This window comes from Bacillus cereus group sp. MYBK195-1 (assembly GCF_051916605.1).
Classification (GTDB): Bacteria; Bacillota; Bacilli; order Bacillales; family Bacillaceae_G; genus Bacillus_A; species Bacillus_A cereus.
Genome location: NZ_JBQAGZ010000003.1, coordinates 130,351 through 153,256 on the forward strand (window position 1 = coordinate 130,351; position 22,906 = coordinate 153,256).

A 22,906-nucleotide genomic window follows, 5' to 3' on the forward strand; every position below is an offset into this window, starting at 1 on the left:
ATTAAGGGGGAAAAAATGATGACGAAAGTATACGCATCGATGGCAGGAAACGTTTGGAAGATTGTTGTAGGAGTAGGAGATACAGTAGAGGAAGAGCAGGATGTCGTCATTTTGGAATCTATGAAAATGGAAATTCCAATCATTTCAGAAGAAGCTGGCACGGTTATGAAAATTAATGTGCAAGAAGGCGATTTTGTAAATGAAGGAGATGTATTATTAGAAATTGAATAGGGAGATATAGGGGGAAGCGAATTGAAACTACCTAATTTTGCTGTCATTAAAGAAGTCGGGCCACGTGATGGCTTACAAAATGAAAAAAAGATTGTTGGCACAAAAGATAAAGTAAAATGGATTCAACTACTTACAGAAGCAGGATTGTCGTATGTTGAAGTTTCCTCATTCGTTCACCCAAAATGGGTCCCTGCATTAGCGGATGCAAATGATGTATTTTCTGAGCTGAAAAGGGATCCAAATGTTACATATGCTGCGCTTGTTCCGAATCAAAATGGTTTGGAACGAGCTTTTTTGCAAAATGTAGATGAGGTGAATGTTTTTTTATCAGCAAGTGAATCTCATAATAAAAGTAATATTAATAAATCGATTAAAGAAGCATTAGTTGTAATTGAAGATATAACAAAACAGGCATTATTCGAAGGGAAAAAGGTAAGAGGCTATGTTTCTACTGTATTTGGATGTCCTTATGAAGGGGATATAAGTCTCGCAGCAGTTGACGAATTATGTAATCAACTATTTTCATACGGCATTTATGAAGTTTCTCTTGGGGATACAATCGGTGTAGCGAATCCATTACAAGTAGAACAAGTATTAGAACACCTATTAAAGGAGTATGATGCTTCGCAGTTTGCAATGCATTTTCATAATACGTATGGAATGGCTCTAGCGAATGTAGTTAAATCATTAGAATACGGTATTACAACGTTTGATAGTTCTTGTGGTGGACTCGGGGGCTGCCCTTATGCACCAGGAGCATCAGGTAATGTTGCCACTGATGACCTAGTACATATGCTCCATAAATTAGGAGTCCAAACGAATATAGACGAAGAAAAGTTATTGAGAGCTAGTCAATTTATTCAAAGTAAGTTGAATATCCAATTACCGAGTCATGTGTATAGAGCGCTTCAACATAAAACGATAAGTAGGTGAGTAGATGCTACAATTACAAAACATTTCCGTTGATTATGTAACACCTCACGTAGTAAAGATTTCGTTAAATCGTGCAAGACAAGCAAACTCATTATCTTTGGCATTATTAGATGAATTACAAACGATATTAACTCAAATAAGTGAAGATTCAAACGCACGTGTAGTTATTTTGACTGGTGCTGGTGAAAAAGCATTTTGTGCTGGTGCAGATTTAAAAGAGCGTGCCGGTATGAATGAAGAACAAGTTCGCCATGCTGTTAGTATGATTCGTACTACTATGAAGATGGTTGAACAATTACCACAGCCAGTTATTGCTGCTATAAATGGAATTGCACTTGGTGGTGGTACGGAATTAAGTTTAGCTTGTGATTTTAGAATTGCTGCTGAATCTGCAAGTCTTGGTCTTACTGAAACGACACTTGCAATTATACCAGGAGCAGGTGGTACACAGCGCTTACCGAGATTAATTGGTGCTGGTAGAGCGAAAGAATTAATTTATACAGGTAGACGTATTTCAGCGCAAGAAGCAAAAGAATACGGTTTAGTAGAATTTGTTGTACCAGCTAATTTACTTGAAGAGAAAGCGATTGAAATAGCAGAGAAAATTGCTAGTAATGGACCTATTGCTGTTCGATTAGCAAAAGAGGCAATTTCAAATGGTATTCAAGTTGATTTACATACCGGATTACAAATGGAAAAACAAGCGTATGAAGGTGTAATCCATACGAAAGATCGCATAGAAGGATTACAGGCATTCAAAGAAAAACGCAAACCGATGTATAAGGGGGAGTAAATATGTTAGACCAAAAACAACAATCTAATTCATTTGAAGAACGAGTTGAAACAATTAAACAAGGCGGGGCACCGAAATATCATGAGCAAAATAAAGCAAAAGGAAAATTATTCGTTCGAGACCGTTTAGCGCTTCTATTTGATAATGGCGAATATGTAGAAGATGCATTATTTGCTAACTGTGAACAAACAGGCTTACCTGCGGATGGCGTTGTAACGGCAACGGGTAAAATACATGGTCGTACTGCGTGTGTAATGGCCAATGATTCTACTGTAAAAGCTGGATCATGGGGATCACGCACAGTTGAAAAGATTTTACGTATTCAAGAAACAGCTGAAAAACTACGTGTTCCGTTATTTTATTTAGTTGACTCTGCTGGAGCGCGTATTACAGATCAAGTAGAAATGTTCCCAGGGCGCCGCGGTGCAGGAAGAATCTTCTATAATCAAGTGAAGTTATCAGGTAAAGTTCCTCAAGTATGCTTGTTATTTGGACCTTCTGCAGCTGGTGGTGCGTATATTCCAGCCTTTTGTGACGTTGTAATGATGGTAGAGGGAAATGCATCTATGTATTTAGGATCTCCTCGTATGGCTGAGATGGTTATCGGTGAGAAGGTAACTTTAGAAGAGATGGGCGGAGCTCGTATGCATTGCTCTGTATCAGGATGCGGAGATGTTTTATGTAAGACGGAAGAAGATGCGATTACACAAGCAAGACAATACATTTCATATTTTCCAAACAACTATTTAGAAAAGACTCCATTGGTTACACCTCAAGAACCGAAACAATTCGATAAAACGTTAGAACAAATCATTCCAGAAAATCAAAATGCTCCTTTCAATATGAAAGATCTCATTAATAGAGTTATTGATGAAGGTTCATTCTATGAAGTAAAAAAATTATTTGCTCAAGAGCTAATTACAGGCTTAGCACGTATTGATGGTAAGCCAGTTGGTATTATTGCAAATCAGCCGCGTATGAAAGGCGGCGTATTATTCCACGATTCAGCTGATAAAGCTGCTAAGTTTATTAATTTATGCGATGCATATCATATTCCATTATTATTCCTTGCGGATGTACCAGGATTTATGATTGGTACAAAAGTAGAGCGTGCCGGTATTATTCGCCACGGTGCAAAAATGATTTCTGCAATGAGTGAAGCAACTGTACCGAAGATTTCTATCGTTGTTCGTAAAGCATATGGCGCTGGTTTATATGCGATGGCAGGTCCAGCATTTGAACCAGATTGCTGTCTGGCATTACCGACAGCTTCTATTGCGGTAATGGGTCCAGAAGCTGCGGTTAATGCTGTATATGCAAATAAAATTGCAGCTTTACCAGAAGAAGAGCGTGCTAGCTTCATTGCTGAAAAACGTGAAGAGTATAAGAAAGATATTGATATATACCACTTAGCATCAGAGATGGTGATTGATGGTATTGTTCATCCAAACAATTTACGTGAAGAGTTAAAAGGACGTTTCGAAATGTATATGAGCAAATATCAAGTATTCACAGATCGTAAACATCCTGTATATCCAGTTTAAAAGCCCTATTTAGGGCTTTCTTGCTCAAAAAGTTAAGGAGGGGAAAACATTGAAACAAGCAGTTTGGTTTCCAACAGAAGAGTACAAGGAAAAAACACGTTTATATGGTTGGATGAAATCATTGGGATATGAAGACTATGAAATTTTTTATAATAAATCTATTGAGGAAACAGCTTGGTTTTGGGGAGAGGCAGAAAAAGCAGTAGGCTATCAATGGATGAAACCTTATACAGAAGTGTTAGATTTAGAAAATGGTACACCGTTTGCACAGTGGTATAATGGCGGAACATGTAACGTTGTAGAATCAGCTTTATCCCGCTGGCTTGCGGATGAAGAGACGAGAATACAGCCAGCACTTCAGTACGAAGGGGAAAATGGAACTTCAAAATCATTTACATATGAAGAGCTTGACAACTGGGTAAGCCGTGTTGCAAATGGTTTGAAACACGCGGGTATTGAGAAAGGTGACCGTGTAACAATTTATATGCCGATGATTCCAGAAACAGTTGTTGCGATGCTAGCTGTAATGAAAATCGGAGCAATTATTTCACCAATATTTTCAGGCTTTGCGTCTGATGCAGTTATGACACGTGTGCAAGCGGCAGGTTCAAAAATGATTATTACCGCAGATGGATTTTCACGCCGCGGTAAAATTGTTTCTTTAAAAGATGAAGTAGATAAAGCTTGTGAACATTGCCCAACTGTTGAAAAAGTTGTTATCGTTCGTCATGCAGGAAATGATTTTACACCACATAACTATGACTTTTCGTGGAGTACGCTAGAAAAAGAAAAACCATTCATACATGCAGAGGAAATGCAAAGTGATGATCCATTAATGCTCATTTATACATCAGGAACGACTGGTAAGCCGAAAGGAACAGTACACACGCATGCAGGATTTCCTTTGAAAGCAGCTTTTGATGCAGGATTTGGAATGAATATTAAACAAGGTGATCGTGTATTATGGGTAACTGATATGGGCTGGATGATGGGGCCGTTTCTATTATTCGGTTCACTCATTAATGGAGCAACGATGGTTATGTACGAAGGTGTTCCAGACTTCCCAGAAGCAGACCGGTTATGGGAGACAGTTGATAGATATGAGATTACTCATTTAGGTATTTCGCCAACGTTAATCCGAGCATTAATGGCAAAAGGTGATGAGTATGTCAATAAACATTCTTTAAAGAGTTTGGAAGTATTCGCATCAACAGGAGAACCTTGGAATCCTGATCCATGGATGTGGTTATTTGAAACAGTTGGAAAAGGAAATGTCCCAATCTGTAACTACTCAGGTGGAACTGAAATCTCTGGTGGGATTTTCGGTAATGTTCTTATTAAGCCAATAGCACCGATTAGTTTTAACGCATCTTTACCAGGAATGGCAGCTGTCGTACTGGATGATCAAGGTAAACCAATTCGAGATGAAGTCGGAGAATTATGCTTAGAGAAACCTTGGGTAGGTATGACGAAAAGCTTCTGGGAAGATGATGAACGTTACATAAACACATATTGGTCGCGTTTTGAAAATAAATGGGTCCACGGTGACTGGGTCATTTACGATGGTGAACAATATATCATCACAGGGCGTTCAGACGATACGTTAAATATTGCAGGTAAACGTATTGGACCTGCTGAATATGAATCTATTCTTGTGAAACATAACGATGTAATCGAAGCTGCTGCAATTGGTATACCTGACGAAGTAAAAGGTGAAGTTTGTCATTGTTTTGTAGTATTAAGAGACCATGTAACATTCACAGGAGAATTAAAGAAAGAATTAATGAGTTTAGTAAACTCTCATATTGGAAAAGCGTTGTGTCCTAAAGACATCCACGTTGTAGAAGATTTACCGAAAACACGTAATTCTAAAGTAATGCGCCGTGTTATTAAAGCAGCTTACTTAGGAAAAGAATTAGGTGATTTGTCTTCACTTGTAAATCCTGAAGTAGTTCCGTTTATTCAGGGGTTACAGTCTAGTAAATTATAAAATTAGAAAGGAGCTCTATATAAATAGAGCTCCTTTTTTATGTTTATAAAAAAAGAAGAAGTGAAGTTGATGAAGATGAAAAATTCTACTATTAGTGTTAAGTATGTTTTATAGTTTTAATCAAAATACGATATTATAGAATGTCTATTCAATGGGGGAATACTAATTTACAACAACAAGGTGATGACAAAGCGTGACTGCTTATATGTCTGTTTAAACCTTTACGTGTTCATATATAAAAAGCTGACTATACTCAGTCAGCTTTTTATATATTACATTCTAGTATTTATCTCGCTATTTGTCAGGCAGTAATGCCCCCACCTAAAAATTCAGCGAAAGCAAGGAAGTAGGTGAGGGATCAACTTTCCGGAAAAGTCCGATTGGTTCCAAAAGACATATTCTTTCCGTTAAGTTGACATTAAAAATATTACCAATTTTTTCTTTTACAATGGCAACAAATAAAGAAACATTTACAACGACACTTATTTCGTTTAGAACTCCAATCGTCATCACAATGACACTTTTCTTTAGATTTCCACCAATCATCATTACAATGCTTTTTCTGAGAACTCCAATCATCATCACGATGACACTTTTCTTTAGATTTCCACCAATCATCACAACAATGCTTTTTCTGAGAACTCCAGCAATCATTTTTCCATGACATTTATTTCTACCTCCTTTCAATAGTGTTCATATTATTCTATGTTTTAATAAAAAAATGGCTTGTTTATTAACCTACTATTTTATCTCTATATAATAGAGTGTTTTCTACTCGATATAGAGTTCATACAAACTATGCTAATTTTTAAGAGATAGTGGAGGGAACTACTACTAGTTATGGTATTTTTTAATAAACATTTGTTGAAGAAAGCGTTCTGATTACAAATAATATCTTATTTTCGAGTACGCTTTTTTGAATGTATATTTCACAATAACAAAGGAAAAATCCACAAATAAAGTCTATGTATATGTGAGTTAATGGGAAAATCTAGTGCGTTTTTAAGGAGCGTCTTATTTAAAAGAAAAAAGATTTGTTTTAGAAAGCGGTGTCTAAACATTAAATGGAGTAGGACTAAATTCACGGCCGCTCATTAAACAAGCTTTTAATTAGGAGAGGTCTGTTTTTATAATGAATAATGAAAAGAAGGTTTGGTACAATTGCTTGTTTTTTTCTTTTTATGCGTTTGCCTCGTACCCTTTTAAGCTAGTGGACATACTTTACTAATAGAAATGATTAGGGGGTGAGGTATTGGGTTCTCGATTTAATAATTGTAAAAAGAAGTGTACATGTAAACAGGATGATTGTTGGGAAGTATTCGAAGAGTGTAAAAAAGAACAGCATGAGAAATGTGATAATTCTTGTGTACAAGGAATTAGAGATGAACTTAAGAAATTAATTAATCGAACAGTTCAAATTAACACAGAGGGACGTACTTATGTAGGTACTGTTTCGTCTGTAAGTTGTGATGTAGTTAAGCTTGCGGCTATTCCTGGATCGGTTGGAGTAATTATTTCCATTTGCAAAATTGAAGCAATTTTCCCACCTGTTACAACGGTTACTGCTGACTTTGATTTTAATGGTATTGATGTAGCAAACAAGGCATAATTATGCTGCTTTTTTGTAAAGCCATTCACATGAATGGCTTTATTTTAATTTCATATAAAAGGAGAATATATTCTTTATATAGAAATAAGTTTGAGGTTATAAAGCATGATGTACGAAAGGAGCAAGGAAGTGATTAAACTAGAAACCTTTAAAAAATCTGATTATAAACAATTAATAAGTTGGATTAATTCCGAAGAATTTCTAATACAATGGTCAGGTAATGCCTTCACATTTCCTTTAGACGAACAGCAATTAGAGAAGTATATAGAAAGTGCAAATACATTCGCTTTCAAAGTGGTAGATGAAGAGACTTCAGACGTTATTGGTCATATTTCGCTTGGGCAAATAGATAATATTAACAAGTCCGCTAGAATTGGAAAAGTATTAGTTGGTAATACGAAGATGAGAGGACGTTCTATAGGAAAACATATGATGAAAGCAGTACTTCATATTGCTTTTGACAAATTAAAACTACATAGAGTAACTCTTGGTGTGTATGATTTTAATACATCGGCCATTTCATGTTACGAAAAAATAGGGTTTGTAAAAGAAGGCTTATTAAGAGAGTCAAAAAGAGTAGGAGAAACGTATTGGAATTTATGGGAAATGAGTATGTTAGAATATGAATGGAAGAAGTAGCAACGATAGTAATTTATAATTATATTATGTTAACAAAAGAGGCTTGGTGGGTATAGTGGATAATAAAACAAAAATAATTTCAATTGCAGCTGTTTCAGGGGGAGGTAAAACTACAATTACAGAAAGATTAAAGCATGAGTTTAAAAACTCAAAAGCTTTATATTTTGATAGTTATACATTTGATAACTGTCCTGCTGATATTTGTAAATGGATTGATGATGGGGCGAATTACGACGAGTGGGTATTAACACCATTAATTCATGATATTGAGCAACTTATACAAAATAATACCTTAGACTATATTATTGTAGATTATCCTTTTGCATACTTAAATAGTGAGATGCGAAAATTCATTGATGTAACTATATTTATTGATACGCCTTTAGATATTGCGATGGCTAGAAGGATTTTGCGAGATTTTAAGGAAGGTACAATAGATGAAATACATAATGATTTGGAACATTACATGACATATGCGAGAAAAGCTTATTTAGAGGCAATTCATACTGTTAAGCCGAATTCAGATATCATATTGGATGGTTCTTTATCTGTAAGTGAAATAATTAATCACGCTGTAGAGGAACTTGGCCGAAGAGAAGTGATTGTCAATGGTTAAATGTATAACAGATGCTGTTAGGTGGATAATTGAAGTAAGAGAGAGATAAATGTGTACACTTTATTTCAATATAATTGGCAAGTAAGAGATGATTGGTTTAAGTGGTGTGAACAACTTTCAGAGGAAGATTTACTTTGCAAACTGGTGGTATTTTAGAAACATTATTTCATATTGTAGATGTAGAGTATAGTTGGATTAGTGCTCTTCAAGGAGAAGAAGATAGAAAACCGCAATTTAAAGATTATCAATCGGTTCAAAAAGTGAAAGCGTTATTTGATTTATATAAACGAGAACTTGAAGTTTTTTTGCAGTCATGATCATCTAGCATAGAATGCTAGCACACTTAAAATAAGCCGTATAAAAAGTTAATCATTGTGTGCTTTGATTATATAATGTCGCGAAATAAATAGTGTGAAGGACAGCTATTTTAACAAGTGTTTCATGTAACGTTCATATATTTTAATTTTTTATAATTAATCAAATTTGAATTTTGTTTGTTGTTAAGAAAAGGTGAGAAGAAAATAAAAAAAGAGGGCTAATGCCCTCTTTTTCTTTTAATTTGGTAATTAATCACAGATTGGTATCCCAAGCACTCTTAGAGCTAATGCTACTTGAAGGGAAATCTCTAATCTAGCAATTTCAATACCAGCTACTGAAAGAACTAAAAAAGGTTGTCCGTTTACAAATACAACGCAACTATCCATAGTTAAGCCTCCTTTCTAGTAATCTACTATAGTATATGAATAGAACTTTAATATGTAATAGTTCAATTGTTGGATTTAATAGAATTAATAGATTAACCCATTTATACTAAACAAAAGAACACAACGAACGGAAACAGAGATGGATGTATGCCTCGAAAAACATAGGTTTTAAGACATGTAATGGGATATGAAATTCATTATATTGGTCAGCTATCTATATGGGCGAGGGAGTTAAACTTGCAATCTGTTTCAGCAAATTTGATTGGACGAGGATGATAGAATTAAAAACCGACTTGCATCTCAAACGCAAGTCGGTTTTTATATATAAGAAGATTTCTTAATTAAAATCCTCGGATTTTTTCTGACGTATATGTAAAAACATTAAGGTGGTAATGATTAAAAAAATCATTATAGTTTGTATAATTAAATTTTTAAACTGAAGTAATATTGTCCAGGATGTAATTGTGTCTTTAAAAGCTTGGAGTGCAGAGTACGAGGAAGGATCAAAACCATACTGTAGCAACTTTTTTGTTTCAATAAATGAAATGTTTTCTTCATCTGCATCTAATATTACTGAAATTAGTCTAGTATCTCCAAGTTTTGCTGTACTAACAAAACTATAATTACCGTTAGTTGAAAAACTAGTTTGTAAGCCATCAACACCTTGAAGTTTAATGTTTTCATTAAGGGAATATATCATTTTATTCGTATTGAAAACTTGGGAATCTTTGAAGGTAAATTGGTAAGAGGTTAGTTTCGTAATATTCAATACATCTGGAAAATCTTTTACTAATCGTGCTGCTAGTTTAGCTGCATCTATTGCTGTTGTAGTTGATTGTTTATTTGTATCATTATTAATTCCAGTAGAGTTTAGAAATGGAGATGGTTGTAATAACTTTAGTTCTTTTGCTTTTTTATTCATTAATATTGTAAAGTTATCTTCATTTCCAGCAATGTGTTCTGCTAGAGCGAGTGCAGAACGATTATTCCCTGCCAGTAGCAATGCATGAAGTAAATCACGAACCGTTGTTTTATCATTCGATGTTACTTGTATAGGGCTTGTTTCTACTCGGAAAACTTCGTTACTTATTTGTACGAAGTCATCTAACTGTATTTTTCTATCATTTAGTTGCTCCAATACGATATATTCTGTCATTAATTTAGATAAAGCAGCTGATTGTATCGGAGTTTCTTCATTTTTTTTATAAACAATTTCACCTGAATTAGCATTTATTAAAATAGCTGATTTAGCTTGAATAATGGGACCATTTACATAAAGATAAAAATATAAAACGATAAGTGCAGTAATAAAAAAAGATAATAATAAAATAGCGAATTTCTTTAAGAATTGCATAAGCGATCCTCCTATTATGACATCAATACTAGTATTGTAAAAAGGAATGCTTAATTAGGAAGAAAGAAAAGGTAAAGAATTTCTAAAGAATTATAAAGGATTATTAAATTTTGGGTGTTAATGGAAAAAGTTCAATTTCTTATATGATAAGAAATTGAACTTTTTATTTATAATATTAACATTTGTATGGGAGTAGTTTTACAGTGAATGTTGTTTTTTCATCATCACTATATACTTCAATTGTTCCTTTATGCAATTCGACTATACTTTTTGCAATAGCTAATCCAAGTCCAGATCCACCAGTGTTTGTAGAGCGAGATTTCTCAACGCGATAAAAACGTTCAAAAATATGAGGTAAATCCGTACTAGGAATAGGTTGTCCGTAATTTGTTATATCAATTGTAATCATATTATTGCTTTCATAAGCAGTAAGGTCAATATAGCGACCTTCGCTTCCATAAGCGATAGCGTTTATAATAAGATTTTCAAACACACGCACTAATTTTTCACCATCAGCTAATACCATGAGCTTTTGAGATGGGAAAGAAGGTCGACATTCTATATTTGCTTCTTGAAATTGTATACGGAATTGAACAGTTAATTGCCCAAGTAACTCTACTATGTCAATAGGGACAGAATACAAGCTTAACTCTTTATTTTGAACACGTGTATATTCGAACAAGTCATTCATTAATGCATTAAGACGAGTTACTTTATCGTAAATGACTTGAATATAGTATCGCAATTCTACTTCATCTCTATAATTATCATGATGGATTAAATTTACGTATCCAACTATAGAAGTAAGGGGAGTGCGTAAGTCATGTGATACATTTGTAATAAGTTCACTTTTTGCTTGTTCCGCTTGTCTTTCTTCATCAATGGAGACTTTTAATTGTTCAACAATTTCATTGACCCCGATTGCTAATTCTTCTAGATAATTATGATTTACAATAGAAACTTTATGATTGAAGTTTCCATTTGCAATATAACGAATTTCTTCTATCATTTTTTTAATACAAGTTTCATAATAAAGTTTTTTCTCGTGACGATAAAAAATGTAAAGATAGGATGAAAAAATAGAAAATAAAAACAAATAAGATACAATCATCATCCATAACGATTCTTTAATCCCTTTATACTTTTCATAACCAAAAATTCGAATGAATTCTTTACCAAGTTCAGTTAGAGTAAGTGAACTCTCAATTACACTCGTAACGAGGCGATAAATAATTAACTCAGTAATAGGCGTGAGTGTGATAGCTAATAAGAGCCAAAAAATAAGTTTCCATTTAGGGATATCTTTTAATATATCAAATGCTTCATTTCTCAATTTTATAGCCAACTCCCCAAACAGTGTGAATAAATTTTTCTCCATTTATTACTGTTTCAAGTTTATCCCGTAAGTTGCTAATATGAACCATTACAGTCTTATTTGAACCGTAACCATCTTCATTCCAAACGCGTTCGAAAATTTCTTCTGAACTAAATACTCTTCCTGTATTACTTGCAAGTAAATATAAAATATCGAACTCAATAGAGGTTAATTTAATATACTCTCCATTTACTTTAACAGTATGATTATGTTTGTGTATTTCAACAGAGCGAATACGAATAATACCATCTTCATTCTTTTGCGAAGTAGCGTTTTGGAAAGAGGATCTTCGTAATAAAGCTTTCACTCTTGCTACTAATTCTAATGGATTGAATGGCTTGATCATATAATCATCGGCACCTGTCATAAGACCTAATATTTTATCCATATCTTCTGCTTTTGCACTAAGCATTAGAATTGGTACAGTATTATTTTCACGCACTTCCTGACAAACTTCTAATCCGTTTCGCTTTGGCATCATAATATCCAAAATCATAAGGTCAACTTCATATGTAGAAACCTTTTGCAATGCTTCATCGCCATCATAAGCTTTATAAATGTTATAGCCTTCATTTCGCAAATAAACAGCAAGTAATTCAACAATTTCTTTATCATCATCAATAATTAATATGTTTTTATTCATTGTGTAGTTCCTTTCCTTACAAATCATCAACATTACTATAATATCAAACATTTATGTACTTGTAGCGATGATTCTGTATAAAATTTCATGTAACGTATTAAAAAGGAGTAAAAAGATTAATAACGAATATAAAATAACGAGGATATTTAGATTCTACATTATAATGAAAGTTAGTTATAAGGGGGATTTTCTATGTTATGTAATGATATATATTCATTTACTCCAACTGGAAAAATAGAAAATGATATTAAAGCTTTTCTACTAAAATATAATAAAGAGTTTACATATAAACATTCAATTCGTGTGGCAAATGAGGCAAAAAAGATTGCAGAAAAGTTTCACGTAGATAAAGAAAAAGCAGCAATTGCAGGATATTTACATGATATTAGTGGCATTTTTCCGAACGAGGAGCGGATTGCAGTTGCTGAAGAATTTGGTGTAGAAATAGTGGAAGCAGAAAGAAAGTTTCCTATGATCATTCATCAAAAACTATCGAGAGTAATCGCAAAAGAAATATTTAAAGTAGAAGATGAAGAGATTTTAAATGCAATTTGTTGCCACACAACGCTGCGTAAACATGCAACGAAGATGGATTTAGTATTATTTGTTGCAGATAAAATAGAATGGGATCAAAAAGGGACACCACCATATTTAATAGAAATAAAAAAAGGATTGGAAAAATCTTTGGAAAAAGCAGCTTTTGTATATATTTCATATTTGTGGGAAAGGAAAGATACATTGAAAGTTATACATCCGTGGCTAGAAGAAGCATACTGGGATTTAAAAGGAATTGTACAGTAGAAAGGACAAGGAAATGCAATTAAAAGAATATGTGAATCAAACATTTCCAGGAGTTACATTAGTACCCTACTTATATTCTTAGTGGGAAAATCATTTACATTTTGATTTTGGAAAAGATAAATATCAAATTGTAGAAGGAACCGACAATTTAAATACGGAATACTTTTCTCAACTATATACATATAATAAATTCTTATTTGAAGACATATTTTCAAAAGAAGATGTAGTGTTTGTAGTGACAAATGTTTATAGATTTAAAAAGGAAAATATAAAAACTCCACAGAAAATAAATGTATACAATAAATATATTAGGAAAAGAGATTTAAGATTTCATATAAGATAAGAAACGTTACCGTTTTTATTTGAAGATGAAGAAGCAGATTTATATTGTACATATCATTTTTCTTTAAAATGCCTTGCGGAACATATTAAATATGAATCGCTTATACAAGTTGCTAATCATGAGGATTTCTTTGATTTATATCCTCGATTTGGACGAAAAAAAGAAATTTCTTATCCAGATGTATTTCTCATAAATGCAACGAAAGATATTGTCATGTTGATGTATGATGATAGAGGATGTGAAGTAATTGCGAAGAATAAAGAAATAATACGAGATTTATATAAGAAATACAAAGAATGGATTCCAGATTATGAACGAGAAAGTATAGATAACTTATTTAAATGACAATAGGGGAAGTGAGCGTGTAATGAAACGTATTGCAATTGTATCTGCATGGGAACCAGAACTGACGTATTTGCATCAACATTATCCAAGTGAACGTGTTGAAAAAAGAGCAGCTTGGGAATTTCATTTTCATACTATTAATGAGCTGGAAATTATATCAGTTGTTACTGGTGTCGGTAAAGTAAGCTGCGCTAGTTGTGTACAATTGTTAATTAGTGAGTTTCAGCCAGATGAGTTGTTTATGACAGGAATATGCGGAAGTTTATCAAACAAGGTGAAAAACGGTCATATTGTAGTCGCACTAAACGCAATACAACATGATGTTACTGCTGCTGGTTCAGGGGAAGATGTTTTTAATTTATATAACGGTAGAACAGCACCTATTGAAACAACAAAATCACTTGTAAGAAGAATAAAAAAAATACGATCGTATGATCCGATACATTTCGGTACATTTTTATCAGGAGATCAACGTATTCGTAGTTCGGAAATGAGATATTTACTCCATACCGTATATGGAGCATTGGCAGTTGATCAAGAAGTAGCAGCTTTCGCCTATGTATGCCAAATAAATAAAAAACCATTTCTCTGTTTAAAAGCTGCTTCAGATCAAGCAAATGATAAAACGAAAGAAGAACAAAAAATCTTTAAAATGCTAGCATGTGAAAGAGCATGTGAGCATTTAATTGCTTTTTTACGTGTTTATGAGGTTAATGTAGTAAATAATAGATAGTTTGTTATAAAACAAATCAATAGTGAGTTATATGTAGGGAAATGTCCGCTCATTTCAAATTAAGAGCTGAAATTTATAATAGATGGAATATATTATATGGGTACACGTTGAGTTTAATATAAGCAGTTGGAGGGCAATTTTATATGATTCAATATAAAAGGTGTAGTGAAGTAAATATTGATTTAGTATATGAAGCTTTTAAAGATGGATTTTCAGATTACATTATTAAGATGGAGGTTTCAAAAGAGGGTTTTATACAACGTTTTTTGGGACCAGAAGGTAATTTGCTAGAGCATTCTTTTCTTGCTTTAGAAGAAGGCAAATCTGTTGGCGTAATACTAGGTGGCATAAAGGATTATGAAAGTATAAAGACTATGCGCTGCGGAACATTAGCGGTTCATCCTAATTACCGCGGTATTGGTGTGAGTCAAAAATTATTTGAACTGCATAAAGAAGAGGCGATTCAACATGGATGTAAGCAACTTTTTCTCGAAGTCATTGTAGGAAACGACCGAGCGATTCATTTTTATAATAAGTTGGGCTATGAAAAAGTGTACGATCTTTTTTATTATAATTTAAATGATTTGACTAAAATAATGAATAAAGATTGTAAAGATATTGAAGTAAAACAATTAGAATTTCCAACTTTTAAAGATGAAATTCAGAAATGGTTAAACTTCCATATAAATTGGCAAAATGATATTGATTATATTAAAAAAACAAATAATGTATTTTATGGTGTATATGTCGATAATGACTTAAAAGGCTCTCTATGCGTAAATGAACAAGGTAAAATTAGTTTTATTTTCGTAGACAAAGGTTATAGAAATATTGGTGTTGGGATGAAATTATTACAAGTAGCAATAGAAGAATTAAATTTATCAAGTTTATCAATTGGGTTTCCTAACAATAATTTATTGGAGGGTTTTTTAAAGAAGTGTGGATTTGAAAAGAATTCTTTAGCGCAATATGAAATGTATTTATTACTCTAAGAGCGGAAAGATTTATTCTTTTCGTTTTTTATTTAGCCGTTATGTTGGTAAATGCTCCGCAATTATAATTTATAATGAGAGGGATTTTGTTTATCCTTAAGTTATTTTTTTAATTGTCAATTTCTTGCTAATAATTTTCTTTGTATAATATTCTAATTTTATGTAGAATAGATACGATGGGAGGGGATGAAATGAATAATGGATTAAAGTTTAAGATTTTTGAATTGCATTGTCTCGTTCAAAAGACTTATTCTGATATTAAAATAGCATGTGATATTGCTATTTATCAAGAAAACACTTCTAAATATTTAATTTCATTAGGATTTTTAAATAAATCATATATGACTTATATAGAAGCAAAAAGATTCTATCGCGAAAATGAAGAGCTTGTAAGTGTAGAATTTGATAATTTTTTTGATATGTATGATAAATTAGAAAATGAATTAAAACAAGTTATTTCAACTGAAGATAAAAATCCTTCATCGCTACATAACAGATTTGATCAGTTTCAGCAGAAAGTTGAAAATATAAATGACCTAATAAAAGTATTGCAAAATGCTCGTTAATGAATGCTTTTTTCTTTTTTGTATAGAAATTATGTATTAAAAACATTTTAGGGATATTATATATTGAAGAGGTGGCTTTTGTAGATTACAAAAGTCATCTTTTTATGTTAGGAATAGATTGTATACATTTTAGCAGTTTCATATAAATAATAGAAATTTATACGAGGTAAATACCATGGGAAATAAAAAAGAAATAGCTATAGTTGCATTAACAACAGGATTCGTTTTAACAAGTGTAACACCATATGGAGTAGGTCATGCAGAGGAACCTGGTCAAATGCAAGTTGAAATTCACGAGGATTCGTTCCGTACAGGTGATCTTACACAACCATCAAAAAAGGCGCCAGAGAATGTAGTGAAAGATGCACTTAAGGAAAATACGGACCATGCTTTGTCTCCAAAACAAGTTAGTGCAGAAACAGGAGTAGATTACAAAGTTCTTCAAAAACGTGGTTCTTATGATGGAACTACACTTGTGCGCATGCAACAAATATATGAAGGAAAAGAAGTGTATGGCCACCAGTTGACTGCTCACGTAGATAAAAAAGGTATTATTAAAAGCATTTCAGGAGCTAGCGCACAAAATTTAACACAAGAAGATTTAAAGAAATCTATTAATTTATCAAAAGAAGAAGCGAAACAATATATTTATAAAAAGTACGGAAACGACATTAAATTTATTTCTGAACCAGAAGTTAAGGCAGTTATTTTTGTTGATGAAAATCATGGGCAGGCTAGCAATGCATATCAAGTTACATTTGCTGCTACAACACCAAATTATGTATCTGGAACTTATTTAGTGAATGCTCATAATGGCGATATGTTAAAAGATATGGTACAAGAATCAAGTTTGAAAATAAGTGAAGAGTATGTTGAATCCGTTAAGGAAAATAAAACTAGCAATTTCACATCATTAACTGGAACAGGAAAAGATGATTTAGGCGTAACTCGTACATTTGGTATTTCTAAACAGACCAGTGGGAATTATGCGCTTGCTGATTACACAAGAGGGCAAGGAATTGAGACATATGATGTAAATTATAGAGATATTACAAATGAAGAAAGTTATTATCCTGGCATACTAGCAACTAGCGCTTCAACAACATTTAATGATCCAAAGGCGGTAAGCGCTCATTTCTTAGCAACAAAGGTATATGATTTTTATAAAGAAAAATATAATCGTAATAGTTTTGATAATAAAGGAAAAAAAGTAGTTTCAGTTGTACATGCATGGGATTCTGGAGGAACAAATGATCCTGAAAATTGGGAGAATGCATTTAGTACTAATATTAATAACATTAGTATGCTTTTATATGGAGATCCTATGGTAAAAGCGTTCGATATAGCCGGTCATGAATTTACACACGCAGTTACATCAAGTGAATCTAACCTTGAATTCTCAGGAGAATCTGGGGCAATTAACGAGGCATTATCGGATATTATGGGAACGGCTATAGAGAAATACATAAATAATGGGGAATTTAACTGGACAATAGGAGAGCAAACTGGATCGACTTTTCGTAATATGAAAAATCCAACTGCAATTAATTTTTCAGAAGGACTACCGTATCCCGATGATTATAGTAAATATAATGATTTAAATGGAGAGGATTATGGAGGCGTTCATTTTAACTCAAGTATTATTAATAAAGTTGCGTATTTAATTGCACAAGGTGGTACTCATAACGGTGTAAATGTAAATGGTATTGGTGAAGATAAAATGTTTGATATATTCTATTATACAAATACTGATGAATTAAACATGACTTCTAATTTCTCTGAATTGAAATTGGCATGCCTTAAAGTGGCAACTAATAAATATGGAACGAACTCAATTGAAGTTCAAGCAGTCCAAAATGCTTTTGATGCTGCAAAAATTACCGGAACAGTGAAAGAAAACGAAAAAACAGCAGAAAACCAAGCTCCAGAGTTAACTGTGCCGTTTACCATTACACTACGTGTAGGTGATACGTTTGATCCAATGAGAAATGTAAAAGCTGTTGATAAAGAAGATGGTGATTTAACAAATAAAGTAAAGCATAAAGGCGATGTAGATACTTCAAAACCAGGTACATACATTGTGGAATACTTGGTCGTTGATTCCCAAGGGAGAACTACAACGGCTACACAGACTGTAATTGTAGAGGGAAATGGAGAAATATTAGATTTAGAACCTAAATTAACAGTGCCTGTTGGAGCGACAATTCATGTAGGAGATTCATTCGATCCAATGATAAAAGTAAAAGCTATTGATAAAGAAGACGGCGATCTTACTTCTAAAGTAAAAATTGCTGGTGGAGTAGATACATCTAAAGTCGGTACTTACGTATTAACGTACACGGTTACAGATTCTAAAGGTCATGAAGTAACGGCGAAACAAACTGTAACGGTCAAAGTTAGAGAAGAAGTTAAAAATGATAAACCAATACTAAAAGTACCTGCTACAACTTCAATTACTGAGGGTGATCAATTTGATCCGTTGGTAGGGGTATCAGCTACTGATAAAGAGGACGGTGACCTTACTTCTAAAGTAGCGTATGAAGGAACTATAGATACAACTAAAGCTGGTACTTATGAAATAATATATAGTGTTAGAGATTCCATGGGTAATGAGGTAAATACAATACAAAAAGTATTAGTGAAAGATAAAGAAACTAGCAAAGCTAATGGCCTTACTAATAAGACAAATAACAATAATAGCGATAAAAAAGAATATACATATAAGGAGCTTCCAAAGACGGGTGTAAGTACAACTAACAGTGCAGCAATCGGCATATTGATGATTATTACAGGCACAGTACTCACTTTTGTTCGCAAATTTAGAAAGATACAAAAATAATAGTAGGGATCATTCTTTTGAAGAAAAGAGTTCATTATTCAAAAGAAATAAAGTAGAAAGTAAGTAAAACAAAATATGGATTTTTACTTAATAAGATTTTAGTAGTTAAGCGGTGCATTTGGCTTCTATAAAAATTTGTAGTTGGATCATGTTATGTCTACAAAACTACATTACATAAAAAACACGTTATTATTCTCATTAAAATAAAAGAATAGTAACGTGTTTTTTGGTTTGGAAAAAGCATAAATCCTATAGTTCATGAATCTGGGGGTGCTTCTAATCTGCCATTGATGAGTTACTGAAAACATGTTGTTTTAATGGAAGTTTCACTCTAAATGACAACATGAGATTTTCGATATTTACCAGGTGTTTCATTGGTGAATTTTTTAAAAATTTTAGTAAAATAACTTTGATCGCTAAAATTAAGCGAAGCGCATATGTCTGATAAGGGATAGGTGGTGAAAGTTAATAATTTCTTTGCTTCTTCGACTCGTTCACGTTGAATGTACTCAATTAATGAAATACCGACCTCTTTTTTAAATAATATAGATAAATAATCTGAATTCACATTTGCAAATTTAGCAAGTTGTTTAACAGATATTGGATTGTAAATATTTTTAAAAATATAGTTTTTGCAAATAGCAATAGTCTGTGAATATTGCTGTGTTTTTTGTGCCTTTACACGGTCTGCAAAGGTACAAAAAGCATTTTTTAATAAATCCCAAACAGATTCTTTGTCTTTTAAATCTTCTGTTCTTTGAATATGTAAATCATAAATTTTGTAAGCAATCCCAGATGGAAGTCCCCCTTTTATCGCATATCTAGTAGCGAGCGTGATGGATGAAATACAAATGTTTTTATGACGTCTTAATTGATGGAATGAAGATAAAGATGAAAGAGTCTCTTGTTGGAATTCGTAATAATATTTGAGTACGGTTTCTTTATCCCCGTCTTCTATAGAACTAAGTAGTTGCTGCTCTATATATAAATTATGATAAATGGATTCGTCTTTTTGCATTGAAATATATACATCTTCGTTTAAGATGCTGCTATGACTTATATGAAGTGAGTCACTGTTATTTGAAAAGGTGCTTACATCTGAATTTTTTTTATAGAGAATGTTATAGAACAATATCGCTATATTTACAAAGAAATTTTGATCTTTGACTGACAATGAAAAATAATGGTCTCTTGTTCTTTTATAATTTGGAATAAAATTAAGGTTACTATCCGCTTTACTTGTAGAAAAATTTACATGTGTCAAGGGCCCAATAATAACAGTACCGTTCACCATATAATCGCTCTTTATGTGAATTAAAATAAAGTGCCCTAGATATTCGTGAGTTCTGAAGATGGGAGAATTATATGTATCATTTCTCTGAAAAAGCATATGTAACTGTTCTATTTTTGATGTATATAACGAATGTGAATCATTTTTGGATTTAAATTCTAAAAGAATATTTTTGTTACAATCTAAAAAACAAACTGGAATTTCGAAAGATTGAAAAAACATATTGCAAATGTACTCTATCTCAACTAGACTGAGTTTTTTAGTCATATTCTTCCTCCTTACAGTTATGCGTAATAGTTAAATAAACATATATTCCTTTTTCATAAGTAGATACGGAAAACCTTTATCAATAAAAAATATAAATAAAAGTTATAAACTTCTAAGAATAATACCATAATTTAACATGAATAGCACATATTATTTGAATATACAGGTAATAGTTTTGGACAGTAACGTAAAATATGAATCGTCACACTTATTTGTTGGTTATTACTTATATGTATCAAAAAATGATTAAGATTGGATTTTAAATAGGGATAGGAAGTGAGATATGAATAGATTGACAGTAAGTGACTAGTCGAAATTAGCAGTGAAAGCTATTATGTAACAAATGTAATGATTCTTGAAATAGGGATATACGTGTAATTTAGGGGAGAAAATTACATATATCATGTGGAGAGACAACGTAATAATAGAAGATAAGAAAAGTGAATAAGTGATTGTAAACAATGGATTGTTGGACGACTATGTTTTATGTTATTCGTTTAAATCTGATACTTGGCACACTATTGCTTTTAAGAAGGTAATAGTAATAAAGAAATTTTTAAAATGATAGAAGTAGTAAAGGGGATAAGAGAAATGAAAAAAATATTTAGTGTGCTTTTAGTGTTATTCTTAACATTTTCTACATGGTCTAGTGTATTAGTAAAGGCAGATTCACCATCTAAAGGTACTTTAACGATTCATAAGTATGAACAAGAAAAAGATGGAGCGCAGGGACTAGAAGGTGACGGTTCTGCAAATCAAGAGGTGCCAAAAGATGTGAAACCATTAAAAGGTGTAACGTTTGAAGTGAAAAGGGTTGCTTCTTTTGAAAAAATTTCAAACGATGGGAAAATCGTAAAAGAAGACGTGAAACCTGTAATGGGAGCCACTCCAAATCAAGTAGTAACAGATGATAACGGACAAGCTGTATTAAAAGATCTTCCGCTAGGACGTTATGAGGTGAAAGAAGTGGCAGGACCTCCACATGTTAATCTAAATCCCAATACGTATACAGTGGATATCCCATTAACGAATAAAGAGGGTAAGGTGCTAAACTATGATGTTCACATGTATCCCAAAAATGAGATTAAACGTGGTGCAGTGGATTTAATAAAAACTGGTGTAAATGAAAAAGCATTAGCAGGTGCAGTATTCTCTTTATTTAAAAAAGACGGTACAGAAGTGAAAAAAGAGTTAGTAACAGATGCTAATGGTCATATTCGCGTGCAAGGATTGGAGTATGGTAAATACTATTTCCAAGAAACAAAAGCTCCGAAAGGCTACGTAATAGATCCAACTAAACGTGAGTTTTTTGTTAAGAACTCCGGAACAATTAATGAAGATGGAACTATTACTTCTGGTACAGTAGTTAAAATAGAAGTGAAAAACAATGAAGAACCAACAATTGATAAAAAAATTAACGGAAAATTGGAAGCGTTACCAATAAATCCGTTAACTAATTATAATTATGATATTAAAACATTAATTCCAGAAGACATTAAGGAATACAAAAAATATGTGGTAACAGATACTTTGGATAATCGTTTAGTGATTCAAGGAAAGCCAATCGTGAAAATTGATGGAGCAGAAGTAAATGCAAGCATTGTAGAGGTAGCTATAGAAGGTCAAAAAGTAACAGCTACAGTAAAAGATTTCACAAAATTAGATGGTAAAAAAGAATTTCATTTGCAAATTAAATCTCAAGTAAAAGAAGGAGTACCATCTGGTTCGGAAATTTTAAATACAGCAAAAATTGATTTTACAAATAAAAATGATGTAATTGGAGAAAAGGAATCTAAACCTGTAGTTGTTGTTCCAACAACTGGAATAATTGAGTTAACAAAAATTGATGGTGCTAATAAGAGTAAATTAAAAGGTGCAGAGTTTGTACTTAAAGATAAAAATGGAAAAATAGTTGTTGTAGCAGGAAAAGAAGTAACAGGTGTATCAGATGAAAATGGTGTTATTAAATGGTCTAACATTCCATATGGAGACTATCAAATTTTTGAAACGAAAGCACCAACATATACAAAAGAAGATGGTACAAAAGCTTCTTATCAATTATTAAAAGATCCCATTGATGTAAAGATTAGCGAAAATAATCAAACGGTTAAATTAACGATTGAAAATAATAAAAGTGGATGGGTTCTTCCGGTAACGGGTGGCATAGGAACGACTCTTTTTACTGTAATAGGTCTTACGTTAATGGTTACAGCGGCATTTGTTTTCTTCAGAAAAAAGTTTGCTAATAATTAAGATTTTAGGAACATGTAACTATGGGAAAAGGGGAGAAGCAAAATG

Annotated in this window: 20 protein-coding genes and 3 pseudogenes; 17 read left to right on the forward strand and 6 right to left on the reverse strand. The window is 32.6% G+C overall.

The features are described 5' to 3' along the window. Positions 1-15 precede the first annotated feature (15 nt). From ACTFRY_RS16435 to ACTFRY_RS16455, 5 genes are read left to right on the forward strand one after another with little or no spacing between them, the layout of a single operon-like run. Positions 16-231 (forward strand): acetyl-CoA carboxylase biotin carboxyl carrier protein subunit, encoded by a 216-nt coding sequence (locus ACTFRY_RS16435; RefSeq protein WP_001987345.1) that lies wholly within the window; start codon positions 16-18, stop codon positions 229-231. A gap of 21 nt (positions 232-252) precedes the next feature. Continuing rightward, a complete protein-coding gene (gene mvaB / locus ACTFRY_RS16440) occupies positions 253-1,164 on the forward strand; it encodes a hydroxymethylglutaryl-CoA lyase (protein WP_098616559.1) in 912 nt (303 codons plus the stop codon). Positions 1,165-1,168: 4 nt separating this feature from the next. After that, entirely contained in the window at positions 1,169-1,957 is a 789-nt protein-coding gene (locus tag ACTFRY_RS16445; RefSeq protein WP_000939795.1) for an enoyl-CoA hydratase, read from the forward strand. 2 nt (positions 1,958-1,959) lie between these two features. Further along, positions 1,960-3,501 (forward strand): acyl-CoA carboxylase subunit beta, encoded by a 1,542-nt coding sequence (locus ACTFRY_RS16450; RefSeq protein WP_000886744.1) that lies wholly within the window; start codon positions 1,960-1,962, stop codon positions 3,499-3,501. 49 nt (positions 3,502-3,550) lie between these two features. Then, positions 3,551-5,491: an AMP-binding protein gene (locus ACTFRY_RS16455; RefSeq protein ID WP_061662951.1), complete on the forward strand. Its 1,941-nt coding sequence runs from the start codon at positions 3,551-3,553 to the stop codon at positions 5,489-5,491. A 321-nt stretch (positions 5,492-5,812) separates the two neighbouring features. Here the strand turns inward: ACTFRY_RS16455 and ACTFRY_RS16460 are convergent, their stop codons facing one another. After that, positions 5,813-6,145 (reverse strand): hypothetical protein, encoded by a 333-nt coding sequence (locus ACTFRY_RS16460; protein ID WP_098616560.1) that lies wholly within the window; start codon positions 6,143-6,145, stop codon positions 5,813-5,815. A 598-nt stretch (positions 6,146-6,743) separates the two neighbouring features. On the opposite strand from ACTFRY_RS16460, the gene ACTFRY_RS16465 reads away from it, so the two are divergent. From ACTFRY_RS16465 to ACTFRY_RS16480, 4 genes and pseudogenes are all read left to right on the forward strand, one after another. Further along, complete coding sequence (locus tag ACTFRY_RS16465) at positions 6,744-7,100, forward strand: hypothetical protein (protein WP_000535573.1); 357 nt, start codon at positions 6,744-6,746, stop codon at positions 7,098-7,100. 105 nt (positions 7,101-7,205) lie between these two features. Then, positions 7,206-7,739 (forward strand): GNAT family N-acetyltransferase, encoded by a 534-nt coding sequence (locus tag ACTFRY_RS16470; RefSeq protein WP_000990087.1) that lies wholly within the window; start codon positions 7,206-7,208, stop codon positions 7,737-7,739. A gap of 46 nt (positions 7,740-7,785) precedes the next feature. After that, the gene (locus tag ACTFRY_RS16475; protein WP_170964296.1) at positions 7,786-8,355 is read left to right on the forward strand and encodes a hypothetical protein; all 570 of its coding nucleotides are present in this window, start codon (positions 7,786-7,788) and stop codon (positions 8,353-8,355) included. A 51-nt stretch (positions 8,356-8,406) separates the two neighbouring features. Beyond that, positions 8,407-8,666: pseudogene (locus tag ACTFRY_RS16480) on the forward strand (DinB family protein); the annotation flags it as partial. 255 nt (positions 8,667-8,921) lie between these two features. Here ACTFRY_RS16480 and ACTFRY_RS16485 read toward each other — a convergent pair. Next, the gene (locus ACTFRY_RS16485; protein WP_000376554.1) at positions 8,922-9,059 is read right to left on the reverse strand and encodes a DUF3956 domain-containing protein; all 138 of its coding nucleotides are present in this window, start codon (positions 9,057-9,059) and stop codon (positions 8,922-8,924) included. Between the two features lie 165 nt (positions 9,060-9,224). On the opposite strand from ACTFRY_RS16485, the pseudogene ACTFRY_RS16490 reads away from it, so the two are divergent. Continuing rightward, positions 9,225-9,335 (forward strand): annotated as a pseudogene (locus ACTFRY_RS16490) (DinB family protein); the annotation flags it as partial. Positions 9,336-9,396: 61 nt separating this feature from the next. Here ACTFRY_RS16490 and ACTFRY_RS16495 read toward each other — a convergent pair. The 3 genes from ACTFRY_RS16495 to ACTFRY_RS16505 all read right to left on the reverse strand — a co-directional run bounded on the left by ACTFRY_RS16495 (position 9,397) and on the right by ACTFRY_RS16505 (position 12,431). Then, a complete protein-coding gene (locus ACTFRY_RS16495; RefSeq protein ID WP_016117959.1) occupies positions 9,397-10,413 on the reverse strand; it encodes a D-alanyl-D-alanine carboxypeptidase family protein in 1,017 nt (338 codons plus the stop codon). Between the two features lie 175 nt (positions 10,414-10,588). After that, positions 10,589-11,746 (reverse strand): sensor histidine kinase, encoded by a 1,158-nt coding sequence (locus tag ACTFRY_RS16500; protein ID WP_001243309.1) that lies wholly within the window; start codon positions 11,744-11,746, stop codon positions 10,589-10,591. Then, positions 11,736-12,431: a response regulator transcription factor gene (locus tag ACTFRY_RS16505; RefSeq protein WP_001038807.1), complete on the reverse strand. Its 696-nt coding sequence runs from the start codon at positions 12,429-12,431 to the stop codon at positions 11,736-11,738. The genes ACTFRY_RS16500 and ACTFRY_RS16505 overlap by 11 nt, the downstream gene beginning before the upstream one ends. A 192-nt stretch (positions 12,432-12,623) precedes the next feature. Here ACTFRY_RS16505 and yqeK point away from each other — a divergent pair, with 192 nt between their 5' ends. The 6 genes and pseudogenes from yqeK to ACTFRY_RS16535 all read left to right on the forward strand — a co-directional run bounded on the left by yqeK (position 12,624) and on the right by ACTFRY_RS16535 (position 19,050). Then, positions 12,624-13,232, forward strand: coding sequence for a bis(5'-nucleosyl)-tetraphosphatase (symmetrical) YqeK (yqeK, locus tag ACTFRY_RS16510; RefSeq protein ID WP_000882443.1), 609 nt, complete (start codon positions 12,624-12,626; stop codon positions 13,230-13,232). 13 nt (positions 13,233-13,245) lie between these two features. After that, a pseudogene (locus tag ACTFRY_RS16515) lies at positions 13,246-13,920 on the forward strand (DUF3885 domain-containing protein). 22 nt (positions 13,921-13,942) lie between these two features. Beyond that, a complete protein-coding gene (gene mtnN, locus ACTFRY_RS16520; RefSeq protein WP_000820810.1) occupies positions 13,943-14,653 on the forward strand; it encodes a 5'-methylthioadenosine/S-adenosylhomocysteine nucleosidase in 711 nt (236 codons plus the stop codon). A 143-nt stretch (positions 14,654-14,796) separates the two neighbouring features. Continuing rightward, positions 14,797-15,645 carry a GNAT family N-acetyltransferase gene (locus tag ACTFRY_RS16525; RefSeq protein ID WP_098616561.1) on the forward strand — a complete coding sequence of 283 codons (849 nt, stop codon included), beginning with the start codon at positions 14,797-14,799 and terminating at the stop codon, positions 15,643-15,645. Between the two features lie 191 nt (positions 15,646-15,836). Next, positions 15,837-16,211 (forward strand): hypothetical protein, encoded by a 375-nt coding sequence (locus tag ACTFRY_RS16530; RefSeq protein ID WP_001059023.1) that lies wholly within the window; start codon positions 15,837-15,839, stop codon positions 16,209-16,211. Positions 16,212-16,386: 175 nt separating this feature from the next. Then, positions 16,387-19,050 carry a M4 family metallopeptidase gene (locus tag ACTFRY_RS16535; RefSeq protein WP_098616562.1) on the forward strand — a complete coding sequence of 888 codons (2,664 nt, stop codon included), beginning with the start codon at positions 16,387-16,389 and terminating at the stop codon, positions 19,048-19,050. A gap of 331 nt (positions 19,051-19,381) precedes the next feature. On the opposite strand, the gene ACTFRY_RS16540 is transcribed toward ACTFRY_RS16535, so the two are convergent. Then, on the reverse strand, positions 19,382-20,608 hold the full coding sequence (locus tag ACTFRY_RS16540; protein WP_000162834.1) for an AraC family transcriptional regulator: 1,227 nt from the start codon (positions 20,606-20,608) through the stop codon (positions 19,382-19,384). 591 nt (positions 20,609-21,199) lie between these two features. Here ACTFRY_RS16540 and ACTFRY_RS16545 point away from each other — a divergent pair. Continuing rightward, entirely contained in the window at positions 21,200-22,861 is a 1,662-nt protein-coding gene (locus ACTFRY_RS16545) for an LPXTG cell wall anchor domain-containing protein (protein WP_080336350.1), read from the forward strand. Positions 22,862-22,906: the final 45 nt, after the last annotated feature.